Annotated in this window: 17 protein-coding genes; 12 read left to right on the plus strand and 5 right to left on the minus strand. The window is 36.5% G+C overall.

Annotated features, from left to right (window positions below):
* The first annotated feature begins 6 nt into the window (after window positions 1-6).
* Window positions 7-246, plus strand: a complete 240-nt coding sequence (locus KHA96_RS03815; protein ID WP_213127950.1) for a hypothetical protein — start codon at window positions 7-9, stop codon at window positions 244-246.
* Window positions 247-265: 19 nt separating this feature from the next.
* Here KHA96_RS03815 and msrA read toward each other — a convergent pair whose 3' ends face one another.
* The gene (gene msrA / locus KHA96_RS03820; protein ID WP_213127951.1) at window positions 266-790 is read right to left on the minus strand and encodes a peptide-methionine (S)-S-oxide reductase MsrA; all 525 of its coding nucleotides are present in this window, start codon (window positions 788-790) and stop codon (window positions 266-268) included.
* A 159-nt stretch (window positions 791-949) separates the two neighbouring features.
* On the opposite strand from msrA, the gene KHA96_RS03825 reads away from it, so the two are divergent.
* The 3 genes from KHA96_RS03825 to KHA96_RS03835 all read left to right on the plus strand — a co-directional run bounded on the left by KHA96_RS03825 (window position 950) and on the right by KHA96_RS03835 (window position 5,060).
* Entirely contained in the window at window positions 950-1,396 is a 447-nt protein-coding gene (locus KHA96_RS03825; protein ID WP_213127952.1) for a hypothetical protein, read from the plus strand.
* 174 nt (window positions 1,397-1,570) lie between these two features.
* Complete coding sequence (locus KHA96_RS03830; protein ID WP_213127953.1) at window positions 1,571-3,301, plus strand: ABC transporter ATP-binding protein; 1,731 nt, start codon at window positions 1,571-1,573, stop codon at window positions 3,299-3,301.
* Window positions 3,291-5,060 carry an ABC transporter ATP-binding protein gene (locus KHA96_RS03835; protein ID WP_213127954.1) on the plus strand — a complete coding sequence of 590 codons (1,770 nt, stop codon included), beginning with the start codon at window positions 3,291-3,293 and terminating at the stop codon, window positions 5,058-5,060. Before KHA96_RS03830 ends, KHA96_RS03835 begins: the two co-directional genes overlap by 11 nt.
* A gap of 419 nt (window positions 5,061-5,479) precedes the next feature.
* Here KHA96_RS03835 and KHA96_RS03840 read toward each other — a convergent pair whose 3' ends face one another.
* Window positions 5,480-7,177, minus strand: a complete 1,698-nt coding sequence (locus tag KHA96_RS03840; protein WP_213127955.1) for a transglutaminase domain-containing protein — start codon at window positions 7,175-7,177, stop codon at window positions 5,480-5,482.
* A 154-nt stretch (window positions 7,178-7,331) separates the two neighbouring features.
* Between KHA96_RS03840 and KHA96_RS03845 the strand changes: the two genes are divergently transcribed.
* The 8 genes from KHA96_RS03845 (at window position 7,332) to KHA96_RS03880 (ending at window position 13,952) form a co-directional block, all read left to right on the plus strand.
* The gene (locus KHA96_RS03845) at window positions 7,332-7,715 is read left to right on the plus strand and encodes a glyoxalase superfamily protein (protein WP_249315253.1); all 384 of its coding nucleotides are present in this window, start codon (window positions 7,332-7,334) and stop codon (window positions 7,713-7,715) included.
* Window positions 7,716-8,030: 315 nt separating this feature from the next.
* Complete coding sequence (gene metA / locus KHA96_RS03850; RefSeq protein ID WP_213127956.1) at window positions 8,031-8,936, plus strand: homoserine O-acetyltransferase MetA; 906 nt, start codon at window positions 8,031-8,033, stop codon at window positions 8,934-8,936.
* Between the two features lie 63 nt (window positions 8,937-8,999).
* Window positions 9,000-9,998 carry a phosphotransferase gene (locus KHA96_RS03855; RefSeq protein ID WP_213127957.1) on the plus strand — a complete coding sequence of 333 codons (999 nt, stop codon included), beginning with the start codon at window positions 9,000-9,002 and terminating at the stop codon, window positions 9,996-9,998.
* A complete protein-coding gene (locus KHA96_RS03860) occupies window positions 9,995-10,819 on the plus strand; it encodes a GNAT family N-acetyltransferase (RefSeq protein ID WP_213127958.1) in 825 nt (274 codons plus the stop codon). Before KHA96_RS03855 ends, KHA96_RS03860 begins: the two co-directional genes overlap by 4 nt.
* A gap of 14 nt (window positions 10,820-10,833) precedes the next feature.
* On the plus strand, window positions 10,834-11,589 hold the full coding sequence (locus tag KHA96_RS03865; RefSeq protein ID WP_213127959.1) for an exodeoxyribonuclease III: 756 nt from the start codon (window positions 10,834-10,836) through the stop codon (window positions 11,587-11,589).
* Window positions 11,582-12,454 carry an oxidoreductase gene (locus KHA96_RS03870; protein WP_213127960.1) on the plus strand — a complete coding sequence of 291 codons (873 nt, stop codon included), beginning with the start codon at window positions 11,582-11,584 and terminating at the stop codon, window positions 12,452-12,454. The genes KHA96_RS03865 and KHA96_RS03870 overlap by 8 nt, the downstream gene beginning before the upstream one ends.
* Complete coding sequence (locus tag KHA96_RS03875) at window positions 12,435-13,451, plus strand: hypothetical protein (protein WP_249315255.1); 1,017 nt, start codon at window positions 12,435-12,437, stop codon at window positions 13,449-13,451. Before KHA96_RS03870 ends, KHA96_RS03875 begins: the two co-directional genes overlap by 20 nt.
* Before the next feature lie 72 nt (window positions 13,452-13,523).
* On the plus strand, window positions 13,524-13,952 hold the full coding sequence (locus KHA96_RS03880) for a cell wall hydrolase (RefSeq protein WP_213127961.1): 429 nt from the start codon (window positions 13,524-13,526) through the stop codon (window positions 13,950-13,952).
* Between the two features lie 224 nt (window positions 13,953-14,176).
* Here KHA96_RS03880 and cydS read toward each other — a convergent pair whose 3' ends face one another.
* From cydS to KHA96_RS03890, 3 genes are read right to left on the minus strand one after another with little or no spacing between them, the layout of a single operon-like run.
* Window positions 14,177-14,281: a cytochrome bd oxidase small subunit CydS family protein gene (gene cydS, locus KHA96_RS23460; RefSeq protein ID WP_481748203.1), complete on the minus strand. Its 105-nt coding sequence runs from the start codon at window positions 14,279-14,281 to the stop codon at window positions 14,177-14,179.
* Window positions 14,282-14,295: 14 nt separating this feature from the next.
* Window positions 14,296-15,321, minus strand: a complete 1,026-nt coding sequence (locus KHA96_RS03885) for a cytochrome d ubiquinol oxidase subunit II (RefSeq protein WP_213127962.1) — start codon at window positions 15,319-15,321, stop codon at window positions 14,296-14,298.
* Entirely contained in the window at window positions 15,318-16,664 is a 1,347-nt protein-coding gene (locus tag KHA96_RS03890) for a cytochrome ubiquinol oxidase subunit I (protein ID WP_213127963.1), read from the minus strand. Before KHA96_RS03890 ends, KHA96_RS03885 begins: the two co-directional genes overlap by 4 nt.
* Window positions 16,665-16,781 lie beyond the last annotated feature (117 nt).

The raw sequence follows: 16,781 nt of genomic DNA on the forward strand, positions 1-16,781 counted from the left end.
ATTATTATGTCAAGCTACAGCACCCATCGACTAGCACTCCGCCTTGGTCTAGTCTTCAGCCTTTTGAGGTCAAAAAATCCGAGTCAATTATTTGACTCGGATTTTTTGCTTGCCGGAGAACAGCAGGATGCTGGTCAAGAAGGTGTGGCAACAGGATGGGGCGCTCCGGGCAGCTTCAGCTTTTCTAACATCGCCATGCTTCCTTTATCACAAGTTTTGGTCCAAAGCTTGTTCCTCAAATCGTAAGGCGCTGACGCTTTTCCTATCACCAATGTTTACGTATAAACTCATCTCTACCCGATTTTTGGCGATCTTCTAAATACTCAGCTTCATTTTTCTTATAAAAATCTTGGTGATAATCTTCTGCCTCATAAAACGTACCAACAGGTAATATTTCAGTTACAATCGGTTTTTGAAATTTGCCGCTTGATGCCAGCTGTGATTTGGAAAGTTCAGCCGCAGTCTTTTGGTCATTATTGTGATAAAAAATAGCGGAACGGTAAGAAGAACCGCGATCTTGAAATTGACCGCCTGCATCAGTCGGATCAATTTGCTGCCAAAATATTTCTAGCAATTGTTCATAAGAAAAAATATCGGGATCATATGTGATTTGAACGACCTCATAATGACCCGAATTTCCTTTTTTTACATCTTCATATGTAGGGTTTTCAAGATGGCCGCCCGCATAGCCGGAAGTAACACTTTCTATTCCATCCCATTGGTCAAATGGTTTAACCATGCACCAAAAGCAGCCTCCAGCAAAAGTAGCTATATGTAAATTCTTTTTCATTAGTACAACGCCTCTTTCTAATTATCTATAGATTATATAATACCATGTAGAGTATAAATTACGATAGTTCATACAAATGTTGGCAGTAATAAAGGATAATTTAATACAGACAATAATATTGTCCAATACTGGACAATGCGAATAAAAGGAGCCTTGTCTGTGAAAAAAAACTCAGTGTTTCCTACAAGAAAATCGACTGAAAATAAATCAAACAAGATGTGGGTGCCGCTCTTAACTACCGTTGGTATTAGCGCTGCCATGTACGGCCTGCGCAAATATAAAAATGGAAAATGGATGAACCCAATCCAAAACTTTATGAACAAATTCCAAAACACAGGAGTTCAGAGTGTATTATCAGGAGCAACAAGCAATCCGCTTACTGAGTTTTCTCAAGAACTTTCTAATTTAAATACTTCCGGAAGTTCACAGCAAAATACTGCTGCGAATCAATCTCAACAAAATACGACAGGAAGTTCAGCTCAGCAAAGCACCGTTGAAAATAATGCCAAACAAAACACTCAAGGAAGTACTAGCCAACAAAATACTGCCAAAAATATGAATAGTCGACAAAAAATAGATGAGTACATGAACCAACTAAATAACTAACAATTATAATTTGCTGCCCCAAAATTGGGGCAGCTTTTAAATAATTATGTTAGAAAGAAATTTTTGATTTCAAAATATTAAAACGATTTGCATGACATTTTAATTTTTGTGATTTATGATTATAATAAATTACGGGTTACTAAATGTTTTTTGTTTGGTTTGGGGGTAAATAAAATGGGGAAAGTTCTTTTCTATTTAAAGCCGTATCGGCTTACGATGACAATCGCCTGGATGCTCATGTTAACAGAGCTGATCGTTGAACTATGGCATCCGATGTTTATGGCAAAAATTATTGATGAAGGAATCCTTAAAGAAGATCTGAGTGTGGTAATGAAGTTGGGGGGTGTGATGGTAGGAATGTCATTGCTGAGTTTCTTAGCGGGCATCACAAATTCTTTTTTCTCCTCTTATGTTAGTCAAGGGTTTGGGTACAATCTTAGGGCTGCACTGTTTAAAAAAATTCAATCGTTTTCATTCCATAACCTGGCAATCTTTCAGTCATCATCACTCATTACACGGCTAACAAATGATATTACTCAAGTTCAAAATACTGTTTTTATGAGTTTGAGAATCGCGCTGCGGGCACCGTTATTGATCATTGGCGGAGCTACTATGGCACTTTTTGTTAATGTGAAACTTGCTTTATTCTTAATATTCCCGATACCTATACTCGTTATATTATTAGTATGGATGATGAAGAAAAGCGGCAGATTGTTTCGATTTGTCCAAGAAAAATTAGATAAAGTAAATAATGTCATGCAAGAAAACCTTACTGGAATGCGTTTGATTAAAGCATTTATTAGAAAGAAATTTGAGGAAAAGCGTTTTGGAAATGCCAATGAACAATTGCGTGATCAAACTGTCAAAGCATTGCGCCTTGTTGAATTAATTGGCCCAATTCTTTTATTTGTTATGAATGTCGGAATTTTATTAATTCTTTGGTTTGGAGCAATTGAAGTTAATCAAAGTAAAGTCAATGTTGGCGAAGTAGTGGCTATCGTTAATTACGGTTTCCGTATTACGATGGCGCTTTCAATGCTTTCATGGATTATTATGGCTTTTTCAAGAGGAAAGGCATCTTCAGACCGGATTTCGGAAGTTCTTGTTACATCGGAAGATTTTGAGAATACAGCAAAAGGTTCAGTCGAACATATTGGCTTTGGCAAAGTAGAGTTTAATCATGTTAATTTCAAATATCCAGGGACTGATACGTATGTTTTATCAGATATTTCATTTATTGCTAAAGCGGGGGAAACAATTGCCATCATGGGAGCTACTGGTTCAGGAAAATCTGCATTGTTTCAACTTGTCCCAAGATTATATGATGTAACGAGCGGTGAAATTGAAATAGATGGCATTAATATTAAAAATATGGATTTAACATCGCTGCGGAAACAAATTGGTTTTGTTCCACAAGAATCAATTTTATTTACAGGTTCTGTGAAGAACAATATTGGTTGGGGAAAAGAAGAAGCTACTATGGAAGATATCATTAAAAGCACAAAAGATGCACAAATTCATGAGACCATTCAAAAGCTGCCGGATATGTATGAAACGAAAATTGGCCAAAAAGGTGTTAACTTATCTGGTGGACAGAAGCAAAGAATATCAATTGCCCGCGCACTTATTAGAAAACCAAAACTACTCTTTTTAGACGACAGCACAAGTGCACTTGATTTAAAGACGGAAGCAAAATTATTGGCTTCTTTACGAAATTACGATTGTACTACATTTATCATTACCCAAAAGATCAGTACTGCGAGAAAGGCTGACCAAATATTGCTGCTTGATGATGGTAAGTTAATAGCAAGCGGCAAGCATGAAAGCTTAATAAAATCCTCTGCATTATATAGGGATATTTACAAATCTCAATTTGCGAAGGAGGTGTTGGCGGATGTCCAATAAGAAACAAATAGGAAAAGTAAGAAATTGGAAGTCGACGTTAATAAGAATTTGGAAGTATTTGGACTTTTATAGAAGCCAGCTGTTCCTCGTATTGTTTATGGTGCTTTTAAGCTCCGGTTTAGGATTACTAGGACCTTATTTAATTGGTAGAACGGTAGATGAATATATTGCAAAACATAGTGGGAATACACTTGTCCTTGTTCTTATTATAATTGCCGCCGTCTATTTTTGCTTCTCTCTATCAAGTTTTCTACAAAACTATTGGATGATCGGAATTGGTCAAAAAACTGTTTTTTCAATGAGAAGTCAATTATTTAGTCAGCTCCATCGTCTGCCAATTAAATTTTTTGATAAAAGACAGCATGGAGAATTAATGAGTAGATTGACGAATGATATAGATAATGTGAGTCAAACATTAAATAGTTCCGTCATTCAAGTATTTTCTAGTGTTTTAACCCTTGTTGGAACCGTTACAGTAATGCTCGTACTTAGCCCTTTACTAACACTTATCACGATGACCATCATCCCGCTCATGTTTTATGGAATGAAATGGATAACAAATCGTACGGGTAAATTATTTAAGGAACAGCAAAAATATTTAGGGGATCTGAATGGATTTATCCAAGAAACAATCTCTGGACAAACGATCGTCAAAACATTTTCTCAAGAACAAAAGATGATCGATGAATTTATGGAAAAAAATGAAAGACTGAGAAAAGCAGGTTATTGGGCCCAGACATATTCTGGTTTTATTCCAAAACTTATGAACGTGTTAAATAACTTAAGTTTTGCCATTATTGCAGGAGCTGGAGGGTGGTTAGCTGTCACTGGGCATATTACAATCGGGACCATTATCGTATTCACGGAATACTCGCGTCAGTTTACGCGTCCTTTAAATGATTTAGCCAACCAATTTAACACGCTATTATCGGCAATTGCAGGAGCAGAGAGGGTCTTTGAAATATTGGATGAAGATGAAGAGAAGGACCGTGCAGCTAGTGTGACTTTGAAAAATGTGGATGGAGAAGTTGAATTTAGAAATGTTTCCTTTTCCTATGGTGAAGAAGATCAAACAATAAAAAATGTTAGCTTCCTTGCAAAGCCAGGTGAAACAATTGCACTTGTTGGGCCGACTGGGGCAGGAAAAACAACCATCATTAATTTGCTCGCGCGTTTTTACGAACCAACTGAAGGTGAAATTTTAATCGATGGCCATAATGCGCAAAGCATAAAGCGAAATAATCTTCGAAGTAAAATGGGTTTCGTTCTTCAAGATTCTTATTTATTCCAAGGAACGATTCGTGAAAATATTCGTTATGGAAAATTAGATGCATCTGATATTGAAGTGGAAAAGGCAGCAAAAATGGCGAATGCTCATTCATTCATTATGAAGCTTCCAAATCAATACGACACTGTTTTGAAGCAGGATGGAAGTGGTATAAGCCAAGGCCAGCGCCAGCTTTTATCCATTGCAAGAGCGATGCTATCAAATCCTTCGCTGCTCATTCTTGATGAAGCAACAAGTAATATTGATACAATTACAGAAATGAAGATCCAGGAAGCCTTGTATCGATTAATGAAAGGACGAACGAGTGTGGTTATTGCTCATCGGTTAAACACAATTCAAAATGCAGACCAAATACTTGTTTTAGATAATGGTCAATTGCTCGAAAGCGGGAATCACGAATCATTATTGAAAAATAGAGGATTTTATTATAGCTTGTTCAACAGCCAATTGAAGCAGGAGGTTGGATCTTAATAAACAAAAGCGCAAGGCGCCCGAAGTTGAAGGAAGGCTAAAAGTGCGAAACGTCCTGTTGCAGGCTCAGACAGCGACGACTTTTCGCTTCTCGCCTGCACTAGTAGTACATCCGTGGACGTCGGAACGCCTTCCTAATCACATTCTGTGGGCCGCCGACTAGTAAATGTTCTGAGACAAAAAAGTCGTGTTTTAGACTTTTATTGCCGCTGGTTTATGACCTCGAGGGGCTGGCGCCAGCAGCTGTAAAAGGCGAGCTGAAGTTTTCTAATCTTAGGAAGAAACCGAAAGTTTGCTAGGCGCTGGGGCTAGACGGAAGCTGCCTCCTAGAAGTTTATCCATAGTGTCAGATGATAAAGACTGACCTAAACAAAAAAAATCCCGGCATTTCATTTTATGTGAATGCCGGGATTTTTTTATTAATACTCCACGTTTTCTCTAATATGTGTTTTATTAAAGTTAGACTTGTCCGGATCAAAATATTTATCAGTATATTTCGCTACAAAGCGATCGCCTTCAAGATAGCCTGAACCCCACGTTGGATCCATAATTAGCCACTTTCCATCTACATATGCTTCAATCCAAGCATGATTTTCTTTTGATGCACCTGTTCCGGCATCGCCAGATACGAATCTAGCTTCAATGTTACTGGCCCTTAACAGTGCGACAGTTAGGTATACGTAATCTTGGCAAACACCTTTTTTATTGGACAGTGTTTTAAGAGCATTATCATCCCATTCAAATTCACTATTATTATATTTTTCTACATCATAGGAAATATTTTTTGCTACATAATCATAAATTGCTTTTGCTATTTGTCTATCACCTTTAGCATTCTTTGTAATTTCATGGGCAAGGGCTACGATTTCTGGTGCTTCTGATTGGATGCCTCTTGACGGAAGCAAATCTCGATTATCTCCTACCGCAATATTAGTAACTGTTAAGGCAGCAATGGAAGAAAAACTAAAGTACGATTTATTTTCAGGATTTAATTCAGGAACATTTATCGTAATTTCATATTCACCTGGACCAAATCGTAAATAAATAGATTCGTCAAAATGATAATTCTGAATCGGTATAACATCCAAAGCCTCATTCTGACCTTTTTTTGATTTAATATATAAATGTGTTAGTTTATCTGCGTTTATAGCACTAGGATCAACAGATCCCTTAATCGGCATTAATAAATCAATCTCATACCCACCGTATTTTGGAGTGTCCAGTACAATCCCTTTTTCTTCATAACCACGGTGATATTCAATCGGTTTCATTTGTTTCGATGATGTATTTTTAACTTTAAAGGTACTGCCATATTGATAGCGATTCTCCAAGTTCTTGTCTGGTAACAGAACGTGGACATCATGAATTCCTTCTCCGAAGAAGAGAGGAAGTTCAAACGAAAAACTTCCATTACTGACGGGAATAATATGCTGCCATGTATCCGTTTCCTTCTCTACTTGAAGCATAACTGAACTTTCTGTCACTTTACCCGATACATTCACATTTTCGCTTTCTTCAACTAGCCCTGATACGGGTTCGTTAATATGTAGCCCTGCATCTAATCCATAAGGGGTATATGTGATGTCGCGAATCATTTCTGAATTGGTATTTATCACTTCAAATGCTGCAAATTCGGAATAATAATTTTCTTTCTCTGTACTAGGCAAAAGAATCTGTACTGAATATTTTCCTTCTCCATTAAAAAAATGAATTAATTGCGAGTAATCACCATTTTTTATCGGTGTATAATATTCAAATGATTCATTTTCGTCTATATGGTTCATTTTAATCCAGACATAATTTCCTTTTAACAGTTTAAAGTCCCTAATGTTTCCTGAAATTGTAAGTTCTTTGTCAACATCCAATAATTCATAAAGTGGTTCAGCTAGAGAAGCACCCACCACATCAGCATAGCTTGTAAGTTTAATTCGTTTACGTTCAATGTCTTTATTTTTTTTATCTGCTAAACTAGTATACTTGCTAACTGAGTCTTGTTTATTATGAATACGTTCATCTTTTTTTTGATCCTTAGGCAGAACAGAAGTTTCATTACTGCATGCAGTACCTATTAAAAGTGACAGAAAAAGGATCGTAATAAGTCGTTTCCAATTTTTCAAAAATGAATTCTCCTTTCAGATGAACTTGCTTTATATATACCATAATAACTATGTATGAGACAATTTAATACTTATAAAAATGAAGACTTATTTCACTCGTAAAATATCTATATTTATTCTATGATTGACATAGATGATTAGAGGAGGATGAAAAATGAATTCAAGTCATAACTTAATGTATAGCTCAATACCGATATTAAGAATATACGATGAGGAAAAAGCAAAGGAATTTTACTTAGATTTTTTAGAGTTTAAGATAGATTGGACGCATCGCTTTGATGAAAATGCACCTTTATACATGCAAATATCATCCGATCAATGTATCATTCATCTATCAGAACACTATGGAGATGCGGCACCAGGCTCCTCTATTCGAATAAAAGTGGGTAATATTAAGCGCCTGCATGAAAAACTTATTTCGAAGAATTATAAGTTTGCTCGTCCGGGAGTTGAAGAAACGCCTTGGAATACCCTTGAAATTAAAGTGGGTGACCCTTTTTATAATCGAATCGTTTTTTACGAGGATAAATCGAATTAAAACTAAGTCACTATTGATGAAATTGTCAATCAACTTTATAATTGTGTTTATTAGCTTTTTTGTTTTCCAGCTATAGCGTCTATCGATTAGTAAACGATTTCCTTCTTTATACGATAAGTGAACAACAATCTCACCTTGAAAGGCATCTTCCGCTTTCAGTTGTATATCGCGTTTCCTTTATCAGGTTAAAAGCCGAAAGAAGAATACGAACTAAATACAGCAAGGTCTTGTGGCAGCGTTGACATATCCACAGTTTTTATGCCTGTGCGTCGATGAGTGAGGCGCTTGCGCTTTATTAGCGAGGGGGGAGTTAAAGTGCCGATAAATATACCATTAAAAATGCCGGCAAGAGAAATATTAGAAAAAGAGAAAATCTTTGTCATGGACGAAGAACGAGCTACAACTCAAGACATTCGTCCTTTGAATATCTTGATATTAAATTTAATGCCCGAAAAACAAAAGACAGAGGTTCAATTATTACGTCTTCTTGGCAATTCGCCATTACAAGTGAATATTTCATTTCTTCATATGGAGACACATCAATCAAAGACGGTCAGCAAGTCTCACCTGGACCAATTTTATACAACATTTTCTGCTATAAAAACCAAGTATTTTGATGGGATGATTATTACTGGTGCACCAATTGAACATTTACCTTTTGATGAAGTAACGTATTGGGAAGAGCTAAAACAAATAATGGACTGGACAAAAGAGCATGTCACTTCAACGATGCATATTTGTTGGGGGGCCCAAGCAGCTTTATTTTATCATTATGATATTAATAAATATGAGCTATCCGAAAAATGTTCCGGAATATATCAGCACAGGATTACCGATCCTACTGTAAAGTTATTCAGGGGATTTGATGATGTGTTTTTTGCTCCGCATTCACGAAATACGAGTGTGCAAAGCGAAGAAATTAAAGCTCATCCAGAATTATTGCTTCTATCAAATGGCGAAGCAGGTCCATTCATCATCCTTTCAAAAGATGAAAAGAATCTTATGATAACCGGCCATCTGGAATATGATACGACAACCTTGGCTGATGAGTATAAGCGCGATCTAAATAAAGGGATTGGTATTAATCCCCCAGAAAATTATTTTCCAAACGATGATCATACAAAACAACCACTTAATACGTGGCGATCTCATAGCCATTTATTATTTTCTAATTGGCTTAATTATTATGTTTATCAAGAAACACCATTTGAATGGAGCTAAAAAAACTTATGGACCAAATCGGCCCATAAGTTTTTTATATAGATAGTTGAAGGAGGCAGACTTGTGAAAGTAGATAATAGTACGATTCATACGGCTAGTTTATTGGAATTTATCAATCATTCTTTTAAAATTGAAAGAGGAATAACGATAGATTTTATTCCAAAAGGAGAGGAAGGATATTGCTACACTCTTCAAACTGAAATGGAAAAAACATATTTTGTAAAAGCTATTAAAACAGAAAGAGATTTGTTCCCAGCTTTATCAGCGATACATACTTTGTATAATCACGATAAAAAAGCGTATTTGCTCCCGCCCATTCCAACAAAAAATGGTGATGTCGTAGTTTATTTTGGTCCGTACCAAATATCAATTTTTCCATTTATTCAAGGAGTATCTATATATGAAGGGAGTCTTACCTTGTTAGACACAGAACAAATTGCTTCAATGATGGCCGATTTACATCAATATGATAAAAATCGCTTCGAGGGGCTTCCATGTGAACAATTTGACAATCCTTTTGAGAAAGATATATTTAAAATTTTACATACAGGGAAAGCTGATACTTTTTATCGACGCAGGGCAAAGGATTTATTTGTTCAAGAACAAGAGGATATACTTACAACCTTGAACAAGATGAAGAAAATGCAAACTGAGCTACAAGCCTTGCCATTAAGCTTCAGTATTACGCACGGAGATCCAAATTACGCCAATATTATGCGAGATTTGAAAGGAAATCTTCACTTAATTGATTTTGGTGAATTAGCATATGGTCCGATAGAAAGAGATATTATGGCATTTACCGGAAACGAATTTTTCCATTCATTTTTATTTGAATATTATAAATTTCATCCGTATGCAAAACTACATGTAGAAGTATTTGAATTTTATTTATATCGTTGGGCTCTCCAAGAAATAGCTGATTTTGGTTCGCAAATTTTCTTTGGATCGACAGGAAATGAAGAAAATGAACACGCTTGGGAAGAATTGCAGCCTTATTTGCCCATCCCACACAAAGACATAGCTAAAGTTCTTAATGATATTAAAGAGGAGTTGAATAAATGATAACATTGAGGAAGTATGATGATCACGAAAAGTTTAGGTCAGACGTATTGTCGCATCTCGAAAAAAATGAAGTTGAAAATAATCTTCCTATTGGTGTTCTTAACTCTTTAACCGCAGAATCAACTATATACCTAATGGCTACAATTACAAAAGAAGATGAATTATTAGTAGTATTATTGCAAACTCACCCACAGCAAATTATTATTTCGAAGCCACCACGATTTTCTGATAAAGAGATTTCAGAGATTGCAAAGCTATTAAGTGAACAAATAAATGGGATTCCGGGATTGATTGGTGAAAGAAATTTCACTGAAAAACTAGCCAATTATATTAATCCACAGTACTACGTTCAAATGAATCAAAGAATTTATAAATTAACTGAAATTAAAAAGGAACCAGCTTCAAACGGAAAACTACGACTTGTAAATATGGTTGATCTTCCTGTTGTGAAAAATTGGGTATTTATGTTTTGCGACGAAATAGGTGAGAGTATAAATTGGGAGGAATCTGAAGAAAAAGCACTTGCTTTTATTAAAAGTGAAAGAATATACGCTTGGGAGATTAATAGAAAGCTTGTAGCAATGGCTAGCATAAGTCGACCGACAAGAAGTAATATTTGTATAAGTTTAGTCTTTACACCGATAGAAAATCGAAAAAAAGGCTATGCTTCAAGCTGTGTTTCTGCCCTTTCTAGTTTAATGTTAGAAAAAGGCTATAAAACAACGAGTTTATATACAGACTTGGATAATCCAACATCCAACAAAATCTATATGGAAATCGGCTATGAACCGATCATGGATTCAATTTTATACCGGAAATAGAGGGGAATAACTAGATGAAACTTGTATCATGGAATGTTAATGGTATTAGAGCCTGTGTTAAAAAAGGATTTTTAGATTATTTTAATGAAGTAAATGCAGATATTTTTTGCCTTCAGGAAACAAAACTGCAGGCTGGCCAAATCGAACTGGAACTAGAAGGGTACTTTCAATACTGGAATTATGCTCAGAAAAAAGGATACTCTGGAACAGCAGTTTTTTCAAAAAAACAACCTTTAAACGTGGCGTATGGATTGGGGGAAGAGGAAGAAGAACCTGAAGGAAGGCTCCTTACATTAGAATATGAAGATTTCTTTTTAGTTAATGTTTATACCCCGAATTCTCAAAGGGATTTGGCGAGACTCGATTATCGCTTGTCTTGGGAAGATCGAATGTTTAAATATTTGAAGGAATTGGACAAGGTCAAACCTGTTATCCTTTGCGGCGATCTGAACGTTGCTCATAAAGAGATTGATTTACGAAATCCAAAATCAAATGCCGGGAATTCTGGTTTTACTTTTGAAGAGAGAGGGAAGTTTACGACACTACTTGAAAATGGCTTTATTGATTCTTACCGTCATTTTTATCCAAACGAAGAAGGAGCCTATACATGGTGGTCATATATGAACAAAGTAAGGGAGCGTAATATCGGATGGCGAATTGATTATTTCATTGTTTCAGAAAAAATAGCCGGAAGATTAGTAGATTCACAGATTCATTGTAATGTGATGGGGAGCGATCACTGTCCAGTGATGTTAGAGATCAATGAATAAAACAGCTATCATTACAGGAGCTTCAAGCGGATTTGGAATGCTGGCGACAGTTGAGTTAGCTAAAAAAGGTTTTTCGGTTATCGCCACAATGAGAAATATGCAAAATAAGGATACTATAATAGAGTTATGTAAACAAGAGTCGATTACATCAAAAATTAGCTTCATCCAGCTCGATGTTACCGATCAACAATCGATTGAACATTTCTCTAGTCAATTATCACAACTATCGTCTATAAACGTCTTAATCAATAATGCAGGATTCGCGTTTGGTGGTTTTTGTGAGGAAACGAGTATCTTAGAATATAAAGAACAATTTAATACAAACTTCTTTGGCTTAATCGAGGTGACGCAAGCAGTACTTCCTTATATGAGAAAACAACGAAGAGGGAAGATCATCAATATTAGCAGTATTTCAGGAAAAATGGGGTTTCCAGGATTATCTCCATATGTTGCCTCTAAGCATGCCCTTGAAGGGTGGTCCGAATGTTTGCGTCTTGAGGTTAAACCATTTGGAATAGATGTAGCTCTCATAGAACCAGGTTCATATAAGACGAACATATGGACGAAGGGTAAAAGAATTGCTAAAAACTCGATGCTTGATACTTCCCCTTACTCTTTTTATTTGAAAGCGATAGAAAAGGAATTAGAGTCAGGAACATCAAACTATGGAAACCCACAAGATGTAGCTCAACTCATCGTTGATTTATGTTCTCGAAAAGAGCTATCAAAGCTCCGATATCCAATTGGAAAAGGGGTTAAGGCATCACTAATCATGAAAAATATGATTCCATGGAAGGTATGGGAAAAAATATTTCATAAAAAATTAAATGTAGGAGGGATTGGTCGTGACAATTACATTCAATAAAAAAGAAGAATGCTTTACATTTTTTGATAGCAAGGGAAATAAGCTTGAAAGAAAAACTGAAATTCGTTTCGATCCTTTAACCGGTGAAACATCTAGACTTGTTTTTGATCCTGGTTTAGTTCCGACACCACCTGATTATACGGAAGCAGCTGAACAAACAGCTGGAAAAAATTGTCCTTTTTGTTCTGAAAATATTTTAAAGATGACTCCTGTGTTTCCATACGAAATTGCGGAGGAAGGCAGGATTTTCCATGGTGAAGCGATCGTGTTTCCTAACCTTTTCCCATATAGTAAGCATAATGGAGTAGTCGTTTTTTCAAATCAACATTATGTACGTTTAGAAGAATTCTCTCAACCAATGATTAAAAATGCTTTTATGGCTGCATTAAACTATATTAAAAAGGTAGCAGAAACAGATAAACAAGCAACAAATTTTTCAATAAATTGGAACTATCTACCTTATTCAGGTGGAAGCATCTTACATCCTCATTTACACGTGATTATTTCTGAATCACCGACAAACTATCAGAATGATGTTAATGAGAATGGTAATCGTTTCAAACTTGCAACCGGCAATGATTATTTTACAGAACTTTATAAAACAGAAAAGGATAAAGGAGAAAGATGGATTGGAGAAAATGGAAATGTAGGCTGGCTCCATGCATTTTCGCCAAAGAGTCATAATGATTTTATTGGGATATTTACTAAATCAACGTCAGTCCATGACATTACAGAACATGATTTGAATGATTTTGCTAAAGGTTTAAGATCTATTTTCGCTGCGCTATTAGAACAAGGCTTTGCCAGCTTTAACCTATCCATGCAATTATCATCGGATTTTTCATGTACGCAGCCTATACATGCCCGTCTTATTCCGCGCCTTATAATTGGTAATCTAGGGACGAGTGATGTTAGCTTTTTTCAAGCGATTCATCAAGAATCTCTAACTTATAAAGAACCTGAAAAAGTAGCGGAATTGGCAAGAACACATTTTTAATCGAAAACCTCCGTCAACAAACATGTCATCTTAAAATATGATGAATATGTAATGATTGATGGAGGTGGAGGTATGGCTGTTGTAAAAGCCAGGGAAGCAGATATAGATTTGTTGGCAAGACTCTTAAGAGCTGAAGGTGAAGGGGAAGGAACACAAGGAATGCTCATGATTGGGAATGTAGGCATCAACCGGATCAGGGCTAATTGTTCCGATTTTAAAGGTATTCGCACAATCCCACAAATGATTTACCAGCCTCACGCATTTGAAGCAGTGATCCACGGTTATTTTTACCAGAGGGCTAGGGAGGCAGAAAAAACTCTAGCTAGAAAATCAATCAATGGACATAGGCTTTGGCCATCCAAATATAGTTTGTGGTATTTCAGACCAGAAGGAGATTGTCCTTCGACATGGTATAATCAACCATTTGTAGGTCGCTTTAAGCTGCACTGTTTTTATGAGCCGACTGGTACAGAGTGTGAGAATGTATATAATACGTATTAAAATGCATAATGAAAAACAAGCATTCGATGGATGCTTGTTTTTTTTGCATTTAACATTATGCTGATATATTATCTTGCTAAAACAAAATTCGATGTTGTTTATGACTAAGCCTTAAACAGAAGTAGTGGTGTTAGCACCTGGTCATAATTTCGTTTTAACAGGTACGTACAAGATGAGTTTTAAAAAAAGACAGCCTATCGATTAAGGCTGCTTTCTTAATAACACTATTCATCTATATAAGGTTCTTCTCTCAATGCCGCCCAAAATGCTGCACCAATCGATAACGCCAGCACAATAAAAGGTGCTGCAAATATAAAGAAACTTGTCATGTTATGCACACTCCTTAAGGATGATAATCCGATTTTCCTTCGACATACTTTTTATCAAATAAAAACAATCGTAATAACAAATATAATGAGGGGATTAATAAGCAAAGCCCTGCGATAAAAGCAGCTATAAGTGAAATCGCCATTGCTTTGTTTGTAAAGCTATCATAAATCGTTAAATGGGGATAGAGTAAGTAAGGAAAATGGGAAAATCCATAAGCATAAAACGCTAGTGCAAATTGACCTGTAAGCAATCCGAAAGCGCGTCCGTAATGTTTTCGATTCCAAATAAGCCAAACAGTACCGATAAACATTAGAAAGGATAAGGCGAACATCCACCACAAATTCAAAATTCTTCCATAATGTTCAGGATTGTGGAAACGCAGCTCAACGATAATGCCGCCTGCTGTTACAATCGTTGGAAATGCCCAGAGCAACGCGTATTTCCTCATTAGCTCAGTTGCCTTCGTATCTCTCGCTTTATGGGCATACCAAGTTAGAAAGACTGCAGAAATATATAAAACAGCCGCAAGACTTAACACAACAATACTCCATGTAAGCGGGCTTGAGAATAATTCCCAGTAATTTAATACGGGGTTACCGTCAACGATCGAGACAAATCCACCTTCAGAAATAGTGAGTACAATGGATAAAGAAGCAGGAATAAATAATCCAGATAATCCATACATAAACGCATATCCTTTATGCCCTCTTGAACCGTATGTTTCAAATGCGTAATAAGATCCGCGTATCGCAAGCAATAAAATTGAAATACTGGCAGGAACTAAAAGGATCGTTCCGTAGTAAAAAGCTGTTTTTGGAAAAAAGCCAACCATTCCGACAAAAAAGAACACAAGAAAAACGTTTGTCACTTCCCAAACAGGAGATAAATATCTTTGAATGATATTCGTTAATATATGCTTTTTTCCTGCATACACGCTATACGCATTGAAAAATCCGGCTCCAAAATCAATGGACGCAACGATGACATATCCATATAGGAAAGTCCAAAGAACTAAAATCCCGAGTATTTCTAAATTCATGATGACGCACCACCTTTTTCAGCAGCTCTGTCTTCCAATTCACGTTCAACAGGATTTTTTCTGAACATCCTGCTTAGAACGACAATCGTTCCAATTGCCAAAATGACATATAAGCCAGCAAAAAGGATAAGCATAAGATCTACTTGGTTGCTTGATGTTGACGCATCGGCGGTACGCATCAAACCTCGGAGCACCCATGGCTGTCTACCAACTTCCGCCATCCACCAACCTGCCTCGATTGCAAGAATAGAGAGGGGGCCACCTAATACAATCAACCATCTGAACCACTTTGTCTCAACAATTGGCCATCTCCTTTTTATGCCTATCCAAAATACAAAGGATAAGACAACCATCCACATTCCAATTGTGACCATAATGTCGAATAGATAATGGATATGGAGAGGGGGGATTTCATCCTTTGGAAACTGATCCAATCCGAGTACTTCGGCAGTAGGATCACTATGTGCTAATACACTTAGTGCAAAAGGAAGCTTAATTGCATATTTCACTTCTCCATCATCTAATATTCCGTACAAAATAAGCGGTGCTTTACCTTCAGTTTCAAAATGCCATTCAGCAGCTGCTAATTTTTCGGGCTGGTATTCCGCTAAATATTTACCTGAAAAATCTCCAATGATTGCAGCTCCGATTGCAAAGATAAGGCCGAGCTTCATAGTTAAACCCAATGCTTTTTTATGATAAACATGATTAGAGCCTTTTAATAATCGGAAAGCTGCAATTGATGCAAGGACAAAAGCTGAAGTCATGTAAGCCGTCACAACAACATGCGCCACTTTTGTTGGCATGGCTGGGTTGAACATGGCCAAAATAGGATTAATATTAATGAGCTGGCCATCTACTAGTTCAAATCCTTGTGGTGCGTTCATAAATGCATTGACCATTGTAATAAAGATTGCTGAAAAAGAAGCGCCAATAGCAACTGGAATAAGCAGCAGTAAATGTTTTCTCTGGTTTTCAAATCGATCCCATGTGTATAAATAAATACCTAAGAAAATAGCTTCAAAGAAAAAAGCGAAAGTTTCCATGAAAAGGGGGAGAGCAATGACATTTCCCGCAAGCTCCATAAAATTAGGCCATAATAACGATAACTGCAGCCCGATGGCGGTTCCAGTGACAACTCCAACTGCAACAGTGATAACAAAACCACGCGTCCATCTTCTTGCCAGAAGAATATAATGCTCATCATTCTTCTTAATTCCTACCCATTGAGCAATCATAATCATGAGTGGAATTCCAACACCAATCGTGGCGTATATGATATGGAAAGAAAGTGTAAGCTCCGTTAAAATTCGACTGTAAAATAAAGCATCTTCATTTACCAACTACTTTACCTCCCCTTATCCACCAAAGATCCTACCAAGTATGGATACGAACATGATCGCTGCAACACCAAAAGCGAGCCAAATAAGACCTTTTTCATGTTTTTTATACATATTCCA

It is taken from the genome of Bacillus sp. FJAT-49711, from assembly GCF_018343715.1.
Lineage (GTDB): Bacteria > Bacillota > Bacilli > Bacillales > Bacillaceae_C > Lederbergia.